22 protein-coding genes are annotated in these 22,243 nt (G+C 45.7%); 21 read left to right on the top strand and 1 reads right to left on the bottom strand.

Going from position 1 to position 22,243, the window contains the following annotated elements:
- Positions 1-364: 364 nt before the first annotated feature.
- Entirely contained in the window at positions 365-793 is a 429-nt protein-coding gene (locus tag ACUYLD_RS04855; RefSeq protein ID WP_103047887.1) for an organic hydroperoxide resistance protein, read from the bottom strand.
- A gap of 147 nt (positions 794-940) precedes the next feature.
- On the opposite strand from ACUYLD_RS04855, the gene ACUYLD_RS04860 reads away from it, so the two are divergent.
- From ACUYLD_RS04860 to flgF, 21 genes are all read left to right on the top strand, one after another.
- Complete coding sequence (locus tag ACUYLD_RS04860) at positions 941-1,411, top strand: MarR family winged helix-turn-helix transcriptional regulator (RefSeq protein WP_069291720.1); 471 nt, start codon at positions 941-943, stop codon at positions 1,409-1,411.
- A 337-nt stretch (positions 1,412-1,748) separates the two neighbouring features.
- Positions 1,749-2,909 carry an ADP-forming succinate--CoA ligase subunit beta gene (sucC, locus tag ACUYLD_RS04865; protein ID WP_061831857.1) on the top strand — a complete coding sequence of 387 codons (1,161 nt, stop codon included), beginning with the start codon at positions 1,749-1,751 and terminating at the stop codon, positions 2,907-2,909.
- Positions 2,910-2,958: 49 nt separating this feature from the next.
- Positions 2,959-3,888 (top strand): succinate--CoA ligase subunit alpha, encoded by a 930-nt coding sequence (gene sucD, locus ACUYLD_RS04870; RefSeq protein ID WP_025723280.1) that lies wholly within the window; start codon positions 2,959-2,961, stop codon positions 3,886-3,888.
- 227 nt (positions 3,889-4,115) lie between these two features.
- Positions 4,116-5,234 carry a DNA-processing protein DprA gene (gene dprA / locus ACUYLD_RS04875; RefSeq protein WP_061831858.1) on the top strand — a complete coding sequence of 373 codons (1,119 nt, stop codon included), beginning with the start codon at positions 4,116-4,118 and terminating at the stop codon, positions 5,232-5,234.
- A gap of 285 nt (positions 5,235-5,519) precedes the next feature.
- Positions 5,520-7,622, top strand: a complete 2,103-nt coding sequence (gene topA, locus ACUYLD_RS04880; protein ID WP_061831859.1) for a type I DNA topoisomerase — start codon at positions 5,520-5,522, stop codon at positions 7,620-7,622.
- A gap of 27 nt (positions 7,623-7,649) precedes the next feature.
- A complete protein-coding gene (gene trmFO, locus ACUYLD_RS04885) occupies positions 7,650-8,990 on the top strand; it encodes an FADH(2)-oxidizing methylenetetrahydrofolate--tRNA-(uracil(54)-C(5))-methyltransferase TrmFO (protein ID WP_322171676.1) in 1,341 nt (446 codons plus the stop codon).
- A 26-nt stretch (positions 8,991-9,016) separates the two neighbouring features.
- Positions 9,017-9,559, top strand: coding sequence for an ATP-dependent protease subunit HslV (gene hslV / locus ACUYLD_RS04890; RefSeq protein WP_013309881.1), 543 nt, complete (start codon positions 9,017-9,019; stop codon positions 9,557-9,559).
- A gap of 36 nt (positions 9,560-9,595) precedes the next feature.
- Positions 9,596-10,996, top strand: coding sequence for an ATP-dependent protease ATPase subunit HslU (hslU, locus tag ACUYLD_RS04895; protein ID WP_023988186.1), 1,401 nt, complete (start codon positions 9,596-9,598; stop codon positions 10,994-10,996).
- Positions 10,997-11,404: 408 nt separating this feature from the next.
- Entirely contained in the window at positions 11,405-11,812 is a 408-nt protein-coding gene (flgB, locus tag ACUYLD_RS04900) for a flagellar basal body rod protein FlgB (protein WP_013309883.1), read from the top strand.
- 6 nt (positions 11,813-11,818) lie between these two features.
- A complete protein-coding gene (flgC, locus tag ACUYLD_RS04905) occupies positions 11,819-12,271 on the top strand; it encodes a flagellar basal body rod protein FlgC (RefSeq protein ID WP_013309884.1) in 453 nt (150 codons plus the stop codon).
- 39 nt (positions 12,272-12,310) lie between these two features.
- Positions 12,311-12,625 (top strand): flagellar hook-basal body complex protein FliE, encoded by a 315-nt coding sequence (fliE, locus tag ACUYLD_RS04910; RefSeq protein WP_254325830.1) that lies wholly within the window; start codon positions 12,311-12,313, stop codon positions 12,623-12,625.
- A gap of 35 nt (positions 12,626-12,660) precedes the next feature.
- Positions 12,661-14,244, top strand: a complete 1,584-nt coding sequence (gene fliF / locus ACUYLD_RS04915) for a flagellar basal-body MS-ring/collar protein FliF (protein WP_013309886.1) — start codon at positions 12,661-12,663, stop codon at positions 14,242-14,244.
- An 11-nt stretch (positions 14,245-14,255) separates the two neighbouring features.
- Entirely contained in the window at positions 14,256-15,272 is a 1,017-nt protein-coding gene (fliG, locus tag ACUYLD_RS04920; RefSeq protein WP_013370674.1) for a flagellar motor switch protein FliG, read from the top strand.
- A complete protein-coding gene (locus ACUYLD_RS04925; RefSeq protein ID WP_069291724.1) occupies positions 15,265-16,101 on the top strand; it encodes a FliH/SctL family protein in 837 nt (278 codons plus the stop codon). Before fliG ends, ACUYLD_RS04925 begins: the two co-directional genes overlap by 8 nt.
- Positions 16,088-17,407, top strand: coding sequence for a flagellar protein export ATPase FliI (gene fliI, locus ACUYLD_RS04930; RefSeq protein WP_069291725.1), 1,320 nt, complete (start codon positions 16,088-16,090; stop codon positions 17,405-17,407). The genes ACUYLD_RS04925 and fliI overlap by 14 nt, the downstream gene beginning before the upstream one ends.
- A 10-nt stretch (positions 17,408-17,417) precedes the next feature.
- On the top strand, positions 17,418-17,861 hold the full coding sequence (fliJ, locus tag ACUYLD_RS04935; protein WP_013309890.1) for a flagellar export protein FliJ: 444 nt from the start codon (positions 17,418-17,420) through the stop codon (positions 17,859-17,861).
- 47 nt (positions 17,862-17,908) lie between these two features.
- Positions 17,909-18,892: a magnesium transporter MgtE N-terminal domain-containing protein gene (locus tag ACUYLD_RS04940; protein WP_250261659.1), complete on the top strand. Its 984-nt coding sequence runs from the start codon at positions 17,909-17,911 to the stop codon at positions 18,890-18,892.
- Positions 18,893-18,918: 26 nt separating this feature from the next.
- Positions 18,919-20,379 (top strand): flagellar hook-length control protein FliK, encoded by a 1,461-nt coding sequence (locus ACUYLD_RS04945; protein ID WP_446674527.1) that lies wholly within the window; start codon positions 18,919-18,921, stop codon positions 20,377-20,379.
- 19 nt (positions 20,380-20,398) lie between these two features.
- Positions 20,399-20,932, top strand: a complete 534-nt coding sequence (locus tag ACUYLD_RS04950; RefSeq protein WP_254325828.1) for a flagellar hook capping FlgD N-terminal domain-containing protein — start codon at positions 20,399-20,401, stop codon at positions 20,930-20,932.
- Positions 20,929-21,309 (top strand): TIGR02530 family flagellar biosynthesis protein, encoded by a 381-nt coding sequence (locus ACUYLD_RS04955; RefSeq protein WP_061831868.1) that lies wholly within the window; start codon positions 20,929-20,931, stop codon positions 21,307-21,309. Before ACUYLD_RS04950 ends, ACUYLD_RS04955 begins: the two co-directional genes overlap by 4 nt.
- Positions 21,310-21,412: 103 nt before the next feature.
- Positions 21,413-22,222: a flagellar basal-body rod protein FlgF gene (flgF, locus tag ACUYLD_RS04960; RefSeq protein WP_250268101.1), complete on the top strand. Its 810-nt coding sequence runs from the start codon at positions 21,413-21,415 to the stop codon at positions 22,220-22,222.
- Positions 22,223-22,243: the final 21 nt, after the last annotated feature.

The raw sequence follows: 22,243 nt of genomic DNA on the forward strand, positions 1-22,243 counted from the left end.
AGGCGATAATTAGTAGCTATAACACGATCATTTTTATGAAAGAGTTTTCCAAAGCGTATGTACAATAGAAAATGGAAAAAAGGACAAAAAAAGCTCCAGACAATAAAGATCTGGAGAAGAAAAAAAGATTATGACAATAGTGATTATACTATGAGTATATCAATTTTGTATATACGATTATACATCATCTCCCATGTTACTTGATGGAAAAAAACAAACAGTCTTTAACGAAGGGATAGTGAAAGGATAATAGCCCCTCGACAAAAACGGTTGAGGGGCTTGTTGTGAAATTCATTCTAACGAAACTATTGAATCCATGAAGAGAGATGAAGACGTCCCCTACATATGCTAAAGAAAATCTAAGTTACAAAACGTTCAGTTTCACTTCAATATTACCGCGGGTAGCGCGGGAGTATGGACATTGTTCATGTGCGCCTTCCACCAGTTTTACTGCAGTTTCATGATCGACGCCTTTTACCAGTACGTCGAGACTTACTCCGATTCCGAAGCCGCCGTCTTCCACTTTGCCGAAATGGACCGTAGCTGTTACTTCAGTACCTTCATGCTTAACACGTTGCATGCGAGCAACCATATTTAAGGCACTGTCAAAGCAAGCGGAATAGCCTGCTGCGAACAATTGCTCTGGATTCGTACCTGCGCCGCCTGCGCCGCCCATTTCTTTTGGGGTATCAATATCTAAACGGAGTTCAGGGGAAGAAGACTCGATATAACCGTTACGTCCACCAACCGCTTTTACTGTTGTTTCATACATTTTTTGTTGAATGGTCATCATAATCCAATCACTGCCTCTCGCCCAATTTATATTTTACACAATTTAATTTATCAAAATAATTATTGTTTGTAAAGTATTTTGGGCAATTAGCATGTATTTTATTATATAATGTGCTAAAATAATGACGAAAGTAGGTGATCAGACAGCATGGAAGACAATCCTAATGAAGGTACAGCGTTGAAACTTGATAATCAGTTATGCTTTGCCATATATGCATGCTCCAGAGAGATTACGAAGCTATACCAGCCTTATCTGGAAAAGCTCGGTGTGACGTACTCGCAATATTTGGTACTTATCGTGCTCTGGGAGCGTGAAGAGTGTACAGTGAAGGAATTGGGTGAGGCACTATATTTGGACTCCGGCACACTAACTCCCCTATTGAAGAGATTGCAGAACGCCGGGCTTATCGATCGAAAGCGTTCCACTCAGGATGAGCGTAAGGTGCTGATTTCTTTGACGACAGAGGGAAGCGCATTACGGGAAAAAGCTCTGTCCGTACCAGGATGCATCCAGGAAAAAACAAGTATGACTCATGATCAATTTGGGTCGCTTCTGCTCCAGTTCAATGATCTGCTCGATCGTGTTCATCAAGCTAATGTACAAATTGAAAAATCATAAGGTGTTTTCAGTTGCTCTTGCGAATCTTATGGCATGAGTTGTTCTCAGCTGAAAGAAAAATACCTAATAATGCTTGAAGAATTAAAGTGCCTCTTAATGTGGATTAGGTAATCCCATGTTGTAGAGGTGCTTTTTTTGTGTGAATTTGTATTAAGAAAAATATCCAATAATATCCAAACATTCGATTTTGGGAATGATAATGATATCAAAATACTGTAATTCATGAGGTTAAATTATAAGGAAAGCGTTTTAAAAACATGTTACAATGATGTAGGTTTAGTATAGATTTCCTTGTGAACCGCCCTTGTTGCAGTCATGTTGATAGGAGGATTCCAGAATGAATATCCATGAATATCAGGGTAAAGAAGTATTGAAGCAGTACGGAGTGGCTGTACCGAACGGTAAGGTTGCCTATACGGTGGAGGAAGCCGTTGCTGCGGCAGAATCGCTTGGAAGCGCTGTTACGGTGGTAAAAGCACAAATTCATGCTGGTGGACGCGGTAAAGCGGGTGGCGTGAAAGTTGCCAAAGGTTTGGATGAGGTGCGGACTTTTGCTTCTGAAATTTTGGGTAAGGTGCTGGTGACGCATCAGACTGGACCTGAAGGTAAAGAGGTCAAACGCCTTTTGGTTGAGGAAGGCTGCGATATTCGTAAAGAATATTATGTCGGCGTTGTCGTAGATCGTGCGACTGGACGTATCGTAATGATGGCCTCAGAAGAAGGTGGTACGGAAATCGAAGAGGTGGCTGCAGCCACTCCGGAGAAGATTTTTAAAGCGGTTGTTGATCCAGCGATTGGGCTTCAGGTGTATCAGGCCCGTAAGTTGGCGTATGACATTAATATCCCAAATGAACTGGTAAACAAAGCGGTCAAGTTTATGCTGGCACTATACGAAGCTTTTGTGGACAAGGACTGTTCGATTGCAGAAATCAATCCCTTAGTCGTTACGGGTGATGGGAATGTACTGGCGTTGGATGCCAAACTGAATTTTGATTCTAATGCGTTGTTCCGTCACAAGGATATTTTGGAATTGCGTGATTTGGATGAAGAGGACGAGAAAGAAATTGAGGCATCTAAATTCGATCTAAGCTATATCGCTCTGGACGGAAATATTGGCTGTATGGTCAATGGTGCGGGCTTGGCGATGGCAACCATGGATATTATCAAATATTACGGTGGCGATCCGGCCAACTTCCTGGACGTAGGGGGCGGTGCGACGACGGAAAAGGTAACCGAAGCGTTCAAAATCATTTTGTCCGATCCGAAGGTAGAAGGTATTTTCGTGAACATTTTCGGCGGAATTATGCAGTGTGACATCATTGCGAACGGCGTCGTGGAGGCTGCCAAACAGTTGGGGCTGACTCGTCCGCTTGTTGTCCGTCTTGAAGGGACAAATGTTGAGCTCGGCAAACAGATTTTAGCGGAATCCGGTTTGAATATCGTAGCAGCGGATTCCATGGCGGATGGCGCCCAAAAAATCGTCGAACTTGTTCAATAGCCTGTTTGCATTCCGATATGCCGAATAAACGATAGGGGATGTGAAGATCGTGAGTATTTTGGTCGATAAGCATACAAAGGTGATTACACAGGGGATTACGGGAAAAACGGCGTTGTTTCATGCCAAGGGTGCACTTGATTACGGTACACAAATGGTAGGTGGCACCTCTCCAGGTAAGGGGGGCACCGAGGTAGAAATTACACTGGAGAACGGACAACAGGTCAAATTGCCAGTGTTTAACACCGTAAGCGAAGCCAAGGAAGCTACTGGCGCAACAGCGAGCGTGATTTACGTGCCACCGGCTTTTGCAGCAGATTCCATTTTGGAGGCTGTAGATGCGGAACTAGATCTCGTGATTTGTATCACGGAGGGCATTCCGGTGCTTGATATGATCAGAGTCAAACGTTTTATGGAAGGTAAAAAGACCGTTCTGATTGGCCCTAACTGCCCAGGCGTTATTACGCCAGGAGAATGTAAAATCGGTATTATGCCAGGTTACATTCATCTACCAGGTCATGTAGGTGTTGTGTCACGTAGTGGTACTTTGACCTATGAAGCAGTGCATCAGTTAACGACCCGAGGTATAGGACAATCTTCCGCGGTTGGTATTGGCGGTGACCCCGTTAAAGGTTCAGAATTCATTGACATTTTGCAACGTTTCAATGAGGACCCCAACACTCACGCTGTCATTATGATTGGAGAAATTGGGGGTACAGCCGAGGAAGAGGCTGCTGAGTGGATCAGGGACAATATGACGAAGCCAGTAGTTGGTTTTATCGGCGGTGTGACCGCGCCTCCGGGCAAACGAATGGGGCATGCAGGCGCCATTATTTCTGGTGGAAAAGGAACGGCCAAAGAGAAAATTGCCACGCTTGAAGCCTGCGGGATCAAGGTGGCACCGACTCCTTCCGAAATGGGCTCGACACTGGTAAGTGTGCTAGAAGCACGTGGTATTTTGAATTTGTGTACGACACATTAAATCGTGTTTCTTCATTAATATACAGGCCATAAAACTGCATCGAAATTTGCCGCAGGCTAGTGTATAATGAAAGAAAGGTAAGCAACCTTTTTATCTTCTGAAACAGGGGATGAAAAGGTTGCTTTTTTTGCGTTAAGACAGACTTGTCAGGGAAACGCTTGCAAAATGATTCATTGTGCCACAAAATAAGGGAGGGTTCACTCTTCCGTGAATGGGGGAACCATAGTTTGGAAGAAAGATGGCTTTTGTTAGGCTTACATGAGTTAGAGGGAATCGGAAGAAAAACAATTCAGCGTATTTGGTCGAGTGACCATCGATTGCATGAGCTACTGCATTTTAGCGAACAAAAGTGGATTGAGATAGGGTTAAGCCCTGCTCAGGCACGAATTGCGGCTCAGTGTTACGATGAAGAATGGGTGCATGAACGATATCAGCGAGTTCTATCCGGTGATATTGGAACGGTAACTTATGTGGACGAGGATTATCCCCTATTAATGAAGGAAACAGTTGACCCACCATGGGTAATGTATACAAAAGGGGATAAATCACTTTTGCATACATGCTCTGTAGCCATGGTAGGAACTCGCGTTCCCACCGCTTATGGACGTAGAGCAGCGGAGATACTAACAGAGGGATTATGTAATGCAGGGATTACAGTAGTTAGCGGATTGGCGAGAGGGATTGACAGTATTTGTCACGAAACAGCCCTACGCCGGGGAGGAAACACGATTGGTGTACTGGGAACAGCGATTGATCAAATTTATCCTCCCCAAAATGCGTCTTTATTTGCAGAGATGGCTAGCAAAGGCTTGATCGTATCGGAGTATCCTCCAGGCACGAGGTCACATCCGGGAATGTTTCCACAACGTAATCGGATTATAGCTGGCCTAACGAAGGGAACGCTCGTCGTCGAAGCAGATGCAAGAAGCGGCTCCTTGATTACAGCTGATGCTGCGCTAGAGGCAAATCGAGATGTGTTTGCTGTTCCCGGACCCATTACGTCACCGAAGAGTAGAGGCACGCTGAGCTTGATTAAGCAAGGAGCCAAAACAGTCACTGAAGCTTCGGATATTATTGAGGAGTATGAAGCAGATTTGCGTACAAGGGAGGTTTCTTCATACAATAGAGAGCAGAGTCTTAATCTGAAGGAGGTCTCCAAAGTGCCAGAAAGTGAGACTTCTGAGGAAAACCGTGTCATACTGTTGCTCGAACAGGGAACCATGACACTGGATGAACTGCTTGATGCTACGGCATGGGATTTTGGACTTTTACACGCAGTTCTGTTATCGTTAATCATAAAAAAAAGGATCGCCCAGCTAGCGGGCACAAAATACAAGCTTATTTAGTAGTTGTTTTTGCAAAGTCCTTAGTTAGTAAATGCACAAATTCATTTTTAAACATCAGGTGGAGGGCAGTATGGCATTCATCCGCGTCGCGAATTCCTACTCCTTCCCCACTTCCTGAAATGTGTTGACATTATGACTCGCAGTAGCGGAGCAGATGGAATCTTTCTGAACAAGTACAGCGATCTGGAAAAATGACCAAACTGTGAAGCGCTCTCTGCGTCATAACTCACCACATTTCAGGAAGTCTATCATATTTATGTGTGTAATTGAGAGGAGGAAGAGCCTATGGCGGATTCACTCGTCATCGTGGAATCGCCTTCCAAGGCGAAGACGATCGGCAAATACTTAGGCAGTAAATATATCGTCAAGGCTTCCATGGGTCATATCAGGGATTTACCGAAGAGTCAGATCGGCGTAGAGGTCGAAAATGATTTTAATCCCAAATACATTACCATTCGAGGTAAAGGCTCAATTCTAAAAGAATTAAAGGATGCCCGAAAAAAAGTAAAAAAAGTATATCTGGCGGCTGACCCGGATCGCGAAGGTGAGGCTATTGCCTGGCATCTGGCGCATGCGCTGGAACTGGACGATACAGCAGATTGCCGTGTTGTATTTAATGAAATTACGAAGCAGGCTGTCAAAGATGCTTTTAAAACCCCCCGTAAAATCAATATGGATTTGGTCAATGCTCAGCAGGCACGACGGATACTGGATCGACTTGTTGGCTACAAAATCAGCCCGTTGCTCTGGAAAAAGGTAAAAAAGGGTCTATCCGCTGGGCGGGTGCAGTCGGTTGCGGTGAAAATTATTTTGGACCGGGAAAACGAGATTAGTGAGTTTGTACCGGAAGAATACTGGACGATTACAGCTAAACTAGCTATTAAGGACAGCACCTTTGAAGCGAAATTTCATAAGCTGCGCGGTGAAAAGAAAGAGCTCTCCAGCGAAGCGGATGTACAAGAAGTGTTGGAAGCTATCGGAAAATCGTCTTACAAGGTGCGCGATGTGAAAGAGAAAGAGCGTTTACGCAATCCTTCTCCTCCATTCACAACAAGTTCCTTGCAGCAGGAGGCGGCTCGGAAGCTCAACTTCCGTGCATCTAAAACGATGTCTGTAGCTCAGCAGCTATATGAGGGTGTGGATTTAGGAAAAGAAGGGACCGTGGGTCTGATTACGTATATGCGTACGGATTCCACACGGATCGCCGCTTCAGCTCAAGAGGAAGCGAAAGAATTAATTATTCAAAAATATGGCGAAGCTTTTGTACCTGAAACTCCTCGTCAATATTCAAAAAAAGCGGCCAACGCCCAGGATGCGCATGAAGCGATTCGCCCAACCTCTGCGTTACGCGATCCGGAAACAGTTAAGCCGTTTATGAGTCGGGACCAGTTCCGTTTGTACAAATTGGTATGGGAACGTTTCATGGCCAGCCAGATGGCATCTGCTATTATGGATACTTTGTCCGTAGATATTGAAGCGGGTGAGACGATATTCCGGGCAGCAGGTTCTAAGGTTCGTTTTCCAGGTTTCATGAAAGTGTATGTAGAGGGAAATGACGACGGTAAAACCGAAGAAGATAAACTGCTGCCACCACTTCAACCAGGCGATAAATTAAAAAAAGAAGCGGTTGAGCCGAAGCAGCATTTTACACAACCGCCTCCCCGTTATACGGAAGCGCGACTGGTGAAGACGCTGGAAGAACTGGGTATAGGACGTCCAAGTACGTATGCACCAACGCTGGAAACCATTCAGAAACGTGGGTACGTTGCTATTGAAGAAAAGAAATTTTTCCCTACAGAGCTGGGCGAATTGGTCATCGAACAGATGGAGGAGTTCTTTCCAGAGATACTGAATGTGGAGTTTACAGCTAATATGGAAGGTGATCTTGACCACGTCGAAGAAGGCGAAGGTAATTGGGTCAAGGTGTTGAGTGACTTTTACGAGTCATTCGAGAAGCGACTTGAAGTGGCTGAAGAAGAAATGAAAGAAATTGAAATAAAAGATGAAGTATCCGATGTCATTTGTGATAAGTGTGGCAGCCAAATGGTGTATAAGCTTGGCCGATTTGGTAAATTCCTGGCCTGTTCTGCTTTTCCAGATTGCCGTAACACAAAGCCAATTGTTAAGGATATTGGGATTAATTGTCCTACATGCGGTGAGGGCCATGTCGTCGAACGACGGAGTAAAAAGGGACGTATCTTCTATGGATGTGACCGCTACCCGGAATGTGATTTTGTTTCCTGGGATAAACCGTCCATTAAGCCTTGCCCAAGTTGCAGTAGCCTAATGGTCGAAAAACGTACAAAACAAGGGACGAAGCTCAACTGTACGGTCTGCGATCACAGCGAAATGCTGGAAGAGAGCGATGAGAGCGTAGAGACTTCTTAAGAACAACAATAGCAGGGGGATTTAAACGTGAGTGAACTACAAAAGGTAACGGTCATCGGAGCAGGTCTGGCGGGCAGCGAAGCTGCCTGGCAAATTGCAAGCCGTGGAGTGCCAGTCAAGTTATATGAAATGCGGCCGGTTGTAAAAACACCAGCACATCATACAGATAAATTTGCCGAACTGGTATGCAGTAATTCCTTGCGGGCAAACGGCCTAACGAATGCAGTAGGTGTACTGAAGGAAGAGATGAGAATACTAAACTCCTTGATCCTGAGTGCAGCAGATCGTCATGCTGTTCCGGCTGGCGGTGCATTGGCAGTGGATCGTGACGGATTTTCCGGTCATATTACTGAGACGCTTCATCAACATCCTTTGATCGAGGTTGTTAATGAAGAGCTTCAGGAAATCCCACAGGACGGTATTGTGGTCATTGCGACGGGGCCTTTAACTTCTCCGGCTTTGTCGGAACAGATTAAATCACTGATGGGAGAGGAGTATTTCTATTTTTACGATGCGGCAGCTCCGATTGTAGAAAAGGACTCTATCGACATGAACAAGGTTTATCTGGCTTCCCGTTATGATAAGGGAGAAGCAGCGTACTTGAATTGTCCGATGAACGAAGCGGAATTTGATGCTTTTTATGAGGCTCTGATTGCGGCTGAGGTAGCGCAAGTCAAGGAATTCGAAAAAGAAATTTATTTCGAAGGCTGTATGCCCATCGAAGTGATGATGCAACGTGGGAAACAAACGGCATTGTTCGGACCGATGAAACCTGTGGGTCTCGTAAATCCACATACAGGTGAACTGCCCCACGCAGTTGTTCAGCTTCGCCAGGACAACGCCGCAGGAACGCTGTATAATCTGGTTGGTTTCCAGACTCACCTCAAATGGGGGGAGCAAAAGCGTGTATTTTCAATGATTCCGGGTCTTGAAGAGGCAGAGTTTGTACGTTACGGTGTGATGCATCGCAATACCTTTATTAATTCTCCGCAGCAACTTCATCCAACTTATCAGTTTAAGGGAAGAAGTAATCTATTCTTCGCCGGACAAATGACCGGTGTAGAGGGATATGTGGAGTCAGCGGCTTCTGGTCTGCTGGCCGGGATGAATGCGGCACGAGCAGCGCGTGGACAGGAAATGTTTGTATTTCCTGCGGAAACGACATTAGGTAGCATGGCACGGTATATTACGACCGCTGATTTTAAGCATTTTCAACCGATGAATGCAAACTTTGGTTTGCTTCCAAAGTTGGAGAAACGGATTCGTAACAAAAAGGAAAAAAATGAAGCTCTCGCTAATCGCGCGTTGGAAAGTTTGCGTGGTTATATCAACGAAACGGGAGTTATGTCAGCTGAAGTACAGGCATAAGGATGAAGGAAAAGGAGGAGCGCGTTATGGATATGTCCTTTCATGCTACCACCATCTGCGCTGTACGCCACAATGGCAAAGGAGCTATTGCGGGTGATGGACAGGTAACGTTCGGCAACAGTGTTGTCATGAAGCAGACGGCTAAAAAAGTGCGCAGATTGTATCGAGGTCAGGTCGTTGCAGGATTTGCGGGTTCAGTGGCCGATGCTATCACGTTATTTGAAAAGTTTGAAAATAAGCTGGAGGAACACCACGGAAATCTTCAAAGAGCAGCCGTGGAACTTGCCAAGGACTGGCGTCAGGATCGTATCCTGCGCAAGCTGGAAGCGCTCATGATTGTGATGGACTCATCCGGAATGTTGCTCATTTCTGGAGGCGGCGAAATTATAGAGCCGGATGATGATGTGCTTGCGATTGGCTCAGGTGGTAATTTTGCATTGGCGGCTGCCCGTGCTTTCAAACGCCATGGCTCAGGCATGGAAGCAAAGGATATGGCACGGGAAGCGCTAGAGGTTGCTTCGGAAATATGTGTGTATACGAACAATCAGATTATCGTGGAAGAACTGTAAATCGGCTCTGAGTATTCAAGGGTGGAGGAGTGCAAAATGAATAATCAATCGTTGACGCCCAGACAAGTGGTATCCGAGCTGGATAAGTATATTGTCGGACAAAAGGAAGCTAAAAAATCTGTTGCTGTTGCCTTGCGCAACCGTTATCGGCGTAGTAAGCTGCCGGATGATATCCGGGATGAAATTGTGCCTAAAAATATTTTGATGATCGGACCGACAGGTGTGGGTAAAACTGAAATTGCACGTAGACTTGCACGGCTCGTGGGAGCTCCTTTTGTCAAGGTAGAGGCGACCAAATTTACAGAAGTGGGTTACGTCGGTCGTGATGTGGAATCCATGGTGCGTGATCTGATGGAAACCTCTATTCGCATCGTTAAGACGGAACGAACAGAGAATGTGAAGGACAAAGCGGAAGACATGGCAAATGAACGGATTGTCAGCATTCTTGTACCTGCAGAAAAGTCAAACAAATCGCAACGTAATCCCTTTGAAATGCTGTTTGGCAATAACACGGGAACTTCAGTAGAAGAAGAACCACCACAACAGGATGGATCTTTGGCAGAAAAGCGCCGTAAGGTTAAATTCGATCTATTGTCTGGTAAGCTTGAGGATGATGTCATAGAGATTGATGTGGAGGATACTGCCCCCAATATGCTCGATATGTTTGCTGGGCAAGGGAATGAACAAATGGGTATGAATATGCAGGAGATGTTCGGAAGTTTTCTGCCCAAGCGGACGAAAAAGCGCAAGCTACCAGTCAAGGAAGCTCGCAAGGTGTTGATTCAAGATGAGGCCGCCAAATTGATCGATATGGATGATGTGATTCAGGAGTCTGTGAAGCGTGCTGAGCAATCCGGTATTATTTTTATTGATGAAATAGATAAGATTGCCAGCCAGGGTAAGGGTAGCGGCCCCGATGTGTCGAGAGAAGGCGTCCAGCGCGATATTTTACCTATTGTCGAAGGATCTACCATCATGACCAAATACGGTCCGGTAAGAACAGATTACATTCTGTTTATTGCTGCAGGAGCTTTTCATGTTGCAAAACCATCTGACCTGATCCCTGAGCTGCAGGGCCGTTTTCCAATCCGTGTGGAATTAAGTAGCCTGACTTTGGATGAGTTTGTGTCGATACTGACGGAGCCTAAAAATGCGCTGACCAAGCAATACACTGATCTACTCCGTACTGAGGAGATTGAAGTCGAATTTTCTGCGGAAGCGATCCGTGAGATTGCCAGCATTGCTGAGTCTGTAAATCGCAACACCGAAAATATTGGTGCACGTCGTTTGCATACCATTCTAGAAAAGCTGCTGGAGGATCTGTCGTTTGAAGCACCAGAGCTTACATTGGATCGTATGATCATTACTCCGGAATATGTACGTGAGAAGCTGGGAGATATTGCCCAAAACAGGGACCTTAGTCAGTATATTTTATGAATAGGGTTTCTAAAAATAGGGTGTGAGGTCCAGAATAACACTATCTTGCACCGTCGTTTAGACCTAGATAATGGTCAAGTTGATGATTTTTCTGTCTATTCCAAAAGTAGGACGTATAATCTTTTACAGGTGTAAAGTGCTAAGAAAACATTCATTTTTTTGAAATAAACCTGAAAAATTTAACATTTTATGCATCTAAAGCCCTCTTTTTTAAAAAAGATAGGGCTTTTTTCTTATTGTAATTAGGTCCCAACTCTACGAAACTTAGAATATATGACAGAAAGTTATTATTTTCTACTTAAGACCTAAAAGAAATGTATAATTATGAAATTTTATTGTCGAAAAAAAGTGAAAAATCTTGTTTTATTGAATCTTACTTTAGAGTAGACGCTGGGAGGGAGGAGCTAAATGAATCTGCTGGGTGATATGAGCTTTCAAAAGCTTCAGGCAGGTGTACAGGCGGCAAATACGAGACAACGTGTGATGGCCGACAATATATCCAATGCGGATACCCCGTATTTTAAGCGTTCGGAGGTTTCATTTGAAGAATTGCTTCAGCAGCAAATGGACGGTGATGTCACACCACTACGTGGAAAAGTAACCAATTCAAGACATTTTCAAATAGGACCTGTGAACTCCATTCCAGATGCCACGGTCACCAAAGATGGGTACTCAGTCATGAATAACAATATGAACAACGTAGATATCGACAGAGAAATGAGTCTTATGGCTGAAAATCAACTAAGATATAATACCTACATCCAAGAAATTAATGAGCGCATCAAGATGATGAGAACAGCGGTAGAAGGGAGATAGGACTAGGTGAAGATTAACAACGGCTTTGATATTAGTGCATCTGCTCTTACGGCCCAACGGCTGCGGATGGACGTTATATCTAGCAACATTGCCAACGCAGAGACAACTCGGGCGAAAGTAGAGAATGGACAAGCAGTTCCATATCGAAGAAAAACGGTTGTTTTGGAGCCGAACCAATCTGGCTTTGCCGATGTTTTGAAGGCTCAAATGGAAGGAAGTAGCACAAGCGCTGCTGGCGTTAAGGTTTCGCAAATTCAGGAAGATCAGTCACCTTTAAAGCCTGTGTACAATCCGGGTCACCCGGACGCTGATAAAGATGGCTATGTATATATGCCTAATGTAGACATTATGAAAGAAATGGTCGACATGATTTCCGCAACACGCTCATACGAAGCCAATGTAACAGCTCTGAATGCATCAAAGGCTATGGTTTCCAAAGCGCTTGAAATCGGTCGCTAAGTTTTAGGACTACTAACTACTTAATAGGGAGAGTAAAACATGATTCAGAACGCCATGTTTAATGTACAGACACCGGCAATACAGCAGATTCAATCGCCTAACAATGAGTTGACGAAAGCGACGCCTTCCGAATCCTTGAAGGATTTTGGTTCCTTCCTAAAGGATGCTCTCAATGAAGTAGGGCAGCAGGAAGTCGCGACGCACCAGATGTCCGACCAATTCATGGCAGGCAAAGTTGATGTAGATCAGGTCATGATCACTTCCCAACAAGCGCTGCTTTCCCTGCAGCTTACTACACAGGTCCGAAACAAAGCGATCGAAGCCTATCAGGAGATCATGCGTACACAGATGTAAAGAGGGTTTAGCAAAGTTTCGGATGGGGTGACGGAGTGAACGAGAGAATCGCCCAATATCGGGATAAGATTTCCGGGTATTGGAATAATTTCAGCAAAAAACAGAAGATATTACTTGTTTCGACATTAGCATTCATCATTATCGCCGTAGTAGTGCTAACGATGCAGTTTACCAAAACCGAGTATGAAGTGGCTTTCCGAGATTTAAATGCTAACGATGCTGCCGGAGTCATTAAATATCTCGATTCTGCGGGTATACCGTACCAACTTAATGCTGGTGGGACACAAATCTCAGTCCCAACTGCTAATGCGGATAAAGCGAAGGTAGATGTTGGGTCTCAAGGCCTGATTCAGAAGGGTTCAATCGGCATGAGCGCTTTTGACCAGTCCTCCTCTGCGATTGGTATGACGGAGAACGAGTTCAATGTGAAGTACAATAATGCATTGAACGGCGAAATACAGCAACTGTTAGAACGGATGGATGGTGTCCAAAGCTCCAAAGCTGTCATTAATATGCCAAAGGAAAACATTTTTGCCGGACTTGAAGAAAAGGACAAAGCCTCCGCTTCGATTCAAATGGAATTCGAGCCTGGCTTTACTCCAAATCAGCAAGCGATCGACGGATACTTTAATCTGGTAAAAACGGCCGTGCCGAATCTGCCAGTGGAAAACATTACGATCACCAATAAGGAATATGAGTTGATTCCAACGGCCAAGGGCGGCCAAGGTGGGCTCACTAGCGGTGTTCAGGAAAACATGGCTCTACAGAAGAAGTTTGAGAGCGATGTAAGGAATAATGTTCAACAATTTTTGTCGAAAATTGTTGGAGACGACAAGGTGAACGTGCTGGTTATGTCCCAGCTAAATTTCGACAAAGTCACATCAAAAGAACAAATGGTCACACCTGTTGATCAAACGAAAATGAAGGGTATTGAAATTAGCGCCCAACAAATTCAGGAAAGCTATACGGGCAGTAGTGGACAAACCGGAGGAGTTGCAGGAACAGGAACACAGGATGTTCCGGGCTACCCGGGAGGAGCTAATTCCGGCAATACCAGCTCAGATAAGAGCTCAAGTACGATTAACTACGAAGTTAACCGAATTGCAAGGGATATTATCCAAAGTCCGTACACTGTAAAAGATTTAACCATTAATGTTGCAGTTGAACCACCAACAGGTCAGCAAACGTTGGATACTGCAACTCAGACAGCAATTCAAAATATTTTGGTTAATATTGTAAGAGCATCGTTGGCGAATTCTGGTACTACTATTACAGACGCTGATTTGGCTAAGAAGGTTTCAGTGTTCTCACAAGCTGTTCCAGCGCCTGCGAGCACGAATACATTCTTCTCAGCTTCCAACCCTTGGCTATGGGGCATCGGAGCTGCTGTTCTGGCACTGCTGGCGGGGGTAATCTTCCTCATCGTACGTGGTCGTCGTAAGCAGGAAGAAGAGTTGGATGAAGAATTGCAACTCATGCCAACGCCGACGGAGTTCCCGTCTATTACCATGGAAAGTGTGACAAATGAAAGTCAAGTGCGTAAACAGCTTGAAAGTCTGGCGAAAAAGAAACCCGACGAATTCGTCAATCTGCTTCGTACATGGCTGGCTGACGAATAGAGGTGAGTTCATTGGCAAAGGCAAGCAGTCAAGGTTTAACGGGAAGACAGAAAGCAGCTATACTTCTGATCACAATGGGACCAGAGGTATCTGCTCAAATATTCAAGCATTTGCGTGATGAGGAGATCGAGCAACTTACATTGGAAATTGCCAATGTGCGGAAGGTCGATGCCATTGAGAAGGACTCCATCATGGCCGAGTTTCATCAAATTTGTCTGGCTCAGGAGTATATTTCCCAAGGCGGTATTAATTACGCTAAAGAAATATTGGAGAAAGCACTGGGATCGCAAAAAGCAGTTGAGGTCATTAACCGTCTAACAGCGACGTTACAGGTAAGACCCTTCGATTTTGCCCGCAAGGCTGATCCAAACCAGATATTGAATTTTATACAGAATGAGAATCCGCAAACGATTGCTCTCGTGCTTTCGTACTTGCAATTTGAGCAGGCGGCTGCAATTCTGTCGTCTCTGCCACAGGAAAAACAGGCAGATGTGGCCCGGCGTGTCGCTGTCATGGACAGTACATCTCCGGAAGTTATTTCCCAGGTGGAACGAGTGTTGGAGCAAAAGCTGTCTGCAACCGCGACGCAGGATTATACGAATGCGGGTGGTATCGAGTCCATTGTTCAGATTTTGAATGGCGTAGACCGCGGAACCGAACGTACGATTCTCGACTCGCTTGAAATTCAAGATCCAGAACTGGCTGAGGAAATCAAGAAAAGAATGTTCGTGTTCGAGGATATCGTCAATGTGGACAACCGTTCCATTCAGCGCATTATCCGCGATATCGACAATGCAGATTTGCAATTGGCGCTTAAAGTGTCCAGTGAAGAAGTACGCGATGTGATTTTCCGAAATATGTCGAAACGTATGGCAGAAACCTTCAAAGAGGAAATGGAGTACATGGGACCGGTGCGGTTGCGTGATGTGGAAGAAGCACAGACACGTATCGTATCGACGATCCGCAGATTGGAAGAGGCCGGTGAGATTATAATCGCACGCGGCGGAGGAGATGACATCATTGTCTAACTTGATTAAATCTTTCCAATATGTTCCTGTAGAGGCTTTGAAAACAATTGATGTGGCACATACGTATGCGCCAGAAACGACGGATGAAGAAATCACAACTGAATATACGGAGCCGGAGCCTCAGCGAGATCACGAGGCTGAACGGCTGCGGGATGAAATGCTGAATGATGCCAAGGATTTTGCCGAACGTCAGGTTCGCGAGGCAGCTGAAGAAGCGGAACGGATGCTTCAGGAGGCACAGCAGCAGATTGAAGCCTGGTGGCAGGAACGACGCGAGCATGACGATCAGTTGACTCAGTCGTTAAAAGCTGATGGGTTTCAGCAAGGATATGAAGAAGGCCAGAAGCTGGCTGAGGCCGAGCTCCAAACGAAATCGGAGCAGATGATGGAAGAAGCACAGGATATTCTGCGTCAGGCCTATGAGATTAAGGAACAACTGATTCAGGAAGCGGAGCCTTTCCTGGTCGAACTGAGTAGTGCTATTGCTGAGAAGGTCATTGAGAAACAGCTTAGCCTTGAGCCAGAATACACGATTGAATTAATTCGTAAAAATTTGGCTCGTAAGCGGGAAAAAGGAACCATTACATTGTGTGTGTCGCCTCAGCATTTCGCATTTGTGCAAGGTGCACGAGAAGAATTGTCATTAACTGTCGATTCGCAGGCAGAACTGCAAATTATTCCTGATGGTACCGTCAAAGATCGCGGCTGTGTTATCCGTTCTTCCTTTGGAAGCGTGGATGCGCGGATTGATACGCAATTAGCTGAGATCAAAAAGGAACTACTGCGTCTGGCACATGAGAATGAGGAGCGAAGACATGAAGGGGCTTAATGCGCAGCGCTACATGGATCATTTGCGCCAGTTGGACCCGGTTCGGGTAAATGGCAAGGTTACGCAGGTTATCGGCCTGATGGTTGAATCGGAAGGTCCGGACGCCAGTATCGGGGATGTTTGTTACATTTATCCGGGCAAAACGGCCAAGCCGTTGCAAGCGGAAGTTGTAGGCTTCAGGGACAATAAAGTGCTTCTGATGCCACTTGGAGAACTACAATCCATTGGTCCCGGTTGTGATGTTGTAGGAACAGGGAAGCCGTTGAATGTGCAGGTCGGGTCGGAGCTGTTAGGCAAAGTGCTGGACGGCTTGGGTCAGCCTCTGGATGGCTCATTGATCCCCTCGCGAATGGCGAGATATTCAACCTTCAATATTCCATCTAATCCGCTGAATCGTCCGCGTGTGCAGGAACCAATCAGTATCGGGGTGCGCGCTATCGACGGGTTGCTTACTATCGGTAAAGGACAACGGGTTGGTATTTTTGCAGGTTCGGGTGTAGGTAAAAGTACCTTGATGGGGATGATTGCTCGTAATACGGAAGCCGATGTGAATGTAATTGCCTTGATCGGGGAACGTGGACGTGAAGTGCTGGACTTTATTGAACGGGATTTAGGTCCGGAGGGACTAGAACGTTCCGTGGTCATTGTGGCAACTTCCGACCAACCTGCGTTAATCCGTATTAAGGGTGCACTTATTGCAACGACCATCGCGGAATATTTTCGGGATCGCGGATTGAATGTCATGCTGATGATGGATTCAGTTACCCGATATGCGATGGCCCAACGTGAAGTCGGCCTAGCGGTAGGCGAGCCACCGGCAATGAGAGGGTACACCCCTTCCGTGTTTGCTAGTCTACCTAAGCTTTTAGAACGTGCAGGGACAGGTCCTACTGGCTCCATAACCGCTTTTTATACGGTACTGGTCGATGGGGACGACATGAATGAGCCCATCGCGGATGCGGTGCGCGGGATTTTGGATGGACATATTGTCTTGAATCGTGGAATTGCGAACAAAGGACATTTTCCCGCAATTGATGTGTTAGCGAGTATTAGCCGGGTTATGAAGGATATCGCACCACGAGATCAGATAGATGCTGCCGAGAACATTAAGCGCTTGATGGCCATTTACAAAGATTCGGAGGATCTAATTAATATCGGGGCCTATCAGCAAGGTTCAAATGCAGAAATTGACGAATCCATGGAGCGCATACGAGATATATGGGATTTTACAAGACAAAGAACAGATGAAAAGGCTGAGCTGGACGAGGTAAGGGAGCGTTTGATTTCTGAATTTACGAGGAGATGAAGGTTGAACGATGAGATTTCAGTATTCCTTTCAGAAAGTTGTAGACTTGAAAACCAACGAAAAGTCACAGGCCGAATGGTTGCTTTCCAGTGCTGTCGGACAATTGCAGGCTGAGGAGCAGACATTAACACAGCTTGTAGGCGAAAGGAATCGGGTCATATCAGCCATTCAAAAGGCTGCCGAGGATTGCGCGCCACTCTCTACCATTCAGGAATTACAGGCTTATGTTAATCATCTGGACCAATGTATTACACGCAAGCATAGGGATGTTCAATATGCGCAGCAAAATGTGCAAAGCAAACAAACCGTTTTGACCGATAAAATGCTGGATGAACAGGTTTGGCTGAAAGCGAGAGAGAAGGCCAACGTGAAATTCCAACAGGAAATGCTCCTGCGCGAGCAGAACGAGCTGGATGAAATGGCTTCCGTGCGATTTGCCATGAAAGCCCGGTAAGCGGAAAGTCATAGGATACGCATATCAGCTGCCTGAGGAGGAAGACGATGGCACAGAAGTTAGCAGAAAATGAACTGGATATGGATTTAGGAAAAGAATCAGGCGGGGGATTTGAACGGTTTATGTTTTTCCTGATTCCGATTGTGTTCACAATCGTTCTGGTCGGGGTCCTGCTTACATTGTTCAATATGGACTTCAGAAGCGAAATGATTTCATTAGGGAACAAAATACCAGTTGTTAAAAATTGGATACCTGAACCGAAAGATAAGGCTACCCAGACGAAAGAGGCAGATCAGAAGGCTCAGTCTGAAAGTTCTGAAGCAACTATTGAGCAGTTAAAGGCAGATTTAGCCAAGCAGACGGAGGAGCTTAAAAAGGCTACCGCTGCTAAGACGACACAAGATAAAAAGGTTACTGAACTGCAGAATCAGGTCAATACGCTGCAAACGCAACAGGAGCAGCAGTCACAGGCTAGTCAGCAGGGACAGGCCGGTACGCAAACTACAGGTGGAACAACAAATGAAGATCCTTATGTAAAACAGGCCAGAGATCTTGCTAGCATGTATGAAGGGATGACAGCAAGTAAAGCGGCACCGATTATGGAGAATCTGACCACGGAAGAGACTGTGCAGCTGTTAAGCTACATGGACCCTGCCAACAGTGCAAAGATTTTGCAAAAGATGGACGCTAAAAAAGCAGCCGATATTACTATGGCTCTGAAAAACGTAACGCCATCTACGGATTTGTCAGTTGCTGCCTTGCAGTCTCGTCTGAAAAAGGATCAAGGTACCACAGCTGGAACAACGAGTAAGAGTTTGCAAAGCACTCAAATCAGTAGCACATTTGCTTCCATGGACAAGAAGAGCGGTGCCGAACTTATTTTACAAACTTACAAAATCAGTCCAGACAAGGCATTAAACATATTAAATACAGTAGATGATTCGACACGTGGTTCTTTACTACAAAATATGTCCGCCAAGGATGCTGCTCAGACCGCAAAAATTTTGAACAAACTGATGGGCAGTAAGTAATTTAAATGAAGGGAGGTGAAAAATAAATGACCCTTATTTCTCAAAGTGTATCGCTCGGCTCCAGTCAGGCAGCTAGCAGTACAACGGCCTCAACAACGACTACAGCGACAGCTGCTGGAGCAACCACGGGTGCTTTTAATCAAACACTTACGCAAATGATGACAGGCGGGCAAACGGGCTCAGCAGGCACAGATGCGAACGGTTCTCCATTAGTTATGGTACTTCCGCTTATTGCAACTGGAGAATCCACGGAAGCTCCAACCGAGCCGCTGGCCGAAACACTGGCTCCTTTGCTGCAAAATCTTGAAAAGCTGGATGATCAAGTAGCTACTGATCCTGCTCTGCTTGCAACTCTGCAAGCGTGGATTCAGCAAGTACAACAGTTTTTACAAGGCGACGGAACAAATCAACAGTTAAACGGTGGAGAAACGACAGAGGCGACAGGCTTAACAGCTTTGGCAGCCAACCCGGCTACTCTTCGATTTGCATTACAGGACGCTTTGTCACAACTTGCCAATGTAGTAGAGCAGGCTTCTGGAGACCGAAAGTCCCAGGTGGCACAGTTGCTACAATCGCTCCAAAGCGCAACGGCAGGTACGGGAGCTATTTCCGATGAGCAGTGGAATGGTGTAATGAAAGCTGTGGAACTTGCTGATGGTGGGGATTCACAAGCAGTTCAGCCTTCTGCAAATCGAGCAAATGGTACTCTAACCGTAGCTACAGCTACTACAGACAAACAGGTTGTTGCTTCTCAGCAGCAAGCAAGTCAGGGTGAAACTAATCAACAAGGTTCAGAAGGGCAACGTTCATCAACTAATATTCTCGTTCAGTCAGCAGTTAAGACGACTGTAACAGATGAAGCGAGTGCATTCGTAGATGCAACTGAGCAAGCGGATTCGACAGCAACTGACAATCAGACTCCAGTGATCACGACTGCGGGACAGCTTTCGGTACAAACGCAAGGAACAACACCTTCGGCTCCGGCTCAACCAGTCGTACATGTACGGCAATTTGCCAAGGAGATGACCGAATTTGTAGTGCAGAAACTTGACATTGTAAAACACACTGGTTTGACGGAAGCGACTATCATGCTTCGTCCAGATCATCTGGGCCAGCTGGAAGTTAAGTTGACAATGCAAAATGGTCATCTGGTTGCCCAGTTCATGACTGAGCATAGCGGAGCGAAGGATTTGCTGGAACAGCAAATGTCGCAGCTGCGTTCGAGTCTCCAGAGCCAAGGTATCCAGGTGGATAAGGTAGAAGTAACGCACAATGAGTCGCTTTCCTCCCATATGTATCAGGATGGACGCGGATCTGGAGCTAATCAGCAGCAGCAGCAATCCAATCAACGTTCCAAAGCTCGTGGTAGAGAAGAGAGCGAAGATGCTATGAAGGTAGCTGAAATGGCAGAGGAACTCCGTAACTGGACAGCAGAACAACGTGCAGATGAAATAAATCGGACAGGCTCCTTTACAGCACAAGCGTAATGATGGAGGTGAGAACACAATGACGACGACAGACAACAATGTATCCACCAGTAACGTCTGGCCGAATTACAATGTGAACAATGTCAAAACGGCGAGTGCCAAGGATACTAAAACGATGGGTAAAGATCAGTTTTTGAAAATTTTGATCACCCAGCTACAAAATCAGGATCCGATGCAGCCTTTGGAGGATAAAGAATTTATCGCTCAAATGGCCCAGTTTTCCTCGGTGGAACAACTGATGAACATTTCTACGCAGTTGAATGCATTGGGACAGTCTTTAGGTACAGCCTCCGGTTTGATAGGAAAAGAAGTCAGCTGGATTGAGGCAGGTAAAAAAGACTCCATTACAGGTGAAACAGGTGCGGGTACAGTGAAAACTGGAATCGTGGATTCCATCGTTATTCGTGACGGTGTGCAGTATGCCAAAATGGGAGCGGCTGAGGTGGCATTAAAAGATGTAACATCAGTGAGCCAAGCTAACACAACGACTCCCGCTACAGATACATCTGATACTTCATCTTCTTCCTCTACTGGAAGCGGTGAGAACTCATGAATGACAGGATAACGGTCGGACGCCTTTTTCCCGCCAACGTGCCCCCGGCAGCAATCTCAAAAAACCGAGTAAATTCGGTATCGAAGGATGCCAGACCGTTCGGTCAGGTGTTGCAGGATCAGGTGCTCAAGCTGAGCAACCATGCAGCCAAGCGTTTGGAGCAACGGGGAATAGAGTTGAGAAGTGACCAAATGGCGAAAATTAACTCTGCTGTGGATAAAGCAGCTGCCAAAGGCGCCAAAGAATCACTGATTTTAATGCAGGATATGGCTTTGATTGTAAGTGTACCTAATCGAACAGTTGTTACCGCGATGGATAAGAAGTCCATGGAGGATAACGTATTTACGCAGATAGATAGTGCTGTAATTATTTCATAAAAATGTATACGAAGTGGCTGGCCCGAATAGGAAAGCCATGAAAAAGCCGCGGATCGACTGATGCGGTCAACTAAGCAACCAATCAGAGGAGGATTTATACTCAATGTTGAGATCAATGTATTCAGGTGTATCGGGCATGAAGGGCTTTCAAACGAAGCTGGACGTTATCGGTAACAACATTGCAAACGTAAATACAACAGGCTTCAAGTCCAGCCGAGTGATGTTCAAGGATATCTTGAGCCAAACGAGTTCAGGCGCAAGTGCACCAGACGGAACAACAACTGCCGGGCAAAATGCCAAGCAGGTAGGTTTGGGAGTGTCGGTCAGCTCAATTGATACACTGCACCTTCCAGGTAGTGCAATGACTACGAACAACCCAACGGATTTACGTATTAACGGTGACGGATTTTTCCTGGTCAAAATGAATGATGCACAGGAAGTTCCTTATCTGACTCGTGCGGGTGATTTTCACGTAGATGCGAACCGAAACCTGGTTACTTCTGATGGATTTTTCGTAGGAGATGCGGGTGGAGATCCCATCACACTTGCTGACAATGTTACAGCGTTCTCCATCTCGCAGGACGGTACAATTGTACAACAATTGGATGACGGAACAGTTGATAATGGCACGCAAATCGGATTAGCCAGAGTCACGAATCCAGAAGGTCTGGAAAAAATCGGAGGGAGCTTGTACCGTACTACGGTCAACTCCAACATTGATGCACTTGAGCCTGGAGCAGCCAACTCAGAGGGGCGTGGAGCTATCATCTCAGGTCAGCTGGAAATGTCCAACGTTGATCTGACAGGCGAATTTACCGAAATGATCGTAGCTCAGCGCGGATTCCAAGCGAACTCGCGTATCATTACGACCTCGGATGAAGTGCTTCAGGAAGTTGTAAACTTGAAACGATAATCTCATTTAAACGCGGAGGAG

The sequence above is a fragment of the Paenibacillus sp. SER-28 genome (assembly GCF_052906305.1).

Bases quoted from the DNA above. Each gene is read 5' to 3' on its own strand.
- ACUYLD_RS04855 (WP_103047887.1), bottom strand. From the start codon at position 793: ATGATGACCATTCAACAAAAAATGTATGAAACAACAGTAAAAGCGGTT.
- ACUYLD_RS04860 (WP_069291720.1), top strand. From the start codon at position 941: ATGGAAGACAATCCTAATGAAGGTACAGCGTTGAAACTTGATAATCAG.
- sucC (WP_061831857.1), top strand. From the start codon at position 1,749: ATGAATATCCATGAATATCAGGGTAAAGAAGTATTGAAGCAGTACGGA.
- topA (WP_061831859.1), top strand. From the start codon at position 5,520: ATGGCGGATTCACTCGTCATCGTGGAATCGCCTTCCAAGGCGAAGACG.
- hslV (WP_013309881.1), top strand. From the start codon at position 9,017: ATGGATATGTCCTTTCATGCTACCACCATCTGCGCTGTACGCCACAAT.
- hslU (WP_023988186.1), top strand. From the start codon at position 9,596: ATGAATAATCAATCGTTGACGCCCAGACAAGTGGTATCCGAGCTGGAT.
- flgB (WP_013309883.1), top strand. From the start codon at position 11,405: ATGAATCTGCTGGGTGATATGAGCTTTCAAAAGCTTCAGGCAGGTGTA.
- fliE (WP_254325830.1), top strand. From the start codon at position 12,311: ATGATTCAGAACGCCATGTTTAATGTACAGACACCGGCAATACAGCAG.
- fliI (WP_069291725.1), top strand. From the start codon at position 16,088: ATGAAGGGGCTTAATGCGCAGCGCTACATGGATCATTTGCGCCAGTTG.
- fliJ (WP_013309890.1), top strand. From the start codon at position 17,418: ATGAGATTTCAGTATTCCTTTCAGAAAGTTGTAGACTTGAAAACCAAC.
- ACUYLD_RS04940 (WP_250261659.1), top strand. From the start codon at position 17,909: ATGGCACAGAAGTTAGCAGAAAATGAACTGGATATGGATTTAGGAAAA.
- ACUYLD_RS04945 (WP_446674527.1), top strand. From the start codon at position 18,919: ATGACCCTTATTTCTCAAAGTGTATCGCTCGGCTCCAGTCAGGCAGCT.
- ACUYLD_RS04950 (WP_254325828.1), top strand. From the start codon at position 20,399: ATGACGACGACAGACAACAATGTATCCACCAGTAACGTCTGGCCGAAT.
- ACUYLD_RS04955 (WP_061831868.1), top strand. From the start codon at position 20,929: ATGAATGACAGGATAACGGTCGGACGCCTTTTTCCCGCCAACGTGCCC.
- flgF (WP_250268101.1), top strand. From the start codon at position 21,413: ATGTTGAGATCAATGTATTCAGGTGTATCGGGCATGAAGGGCTTTCAA.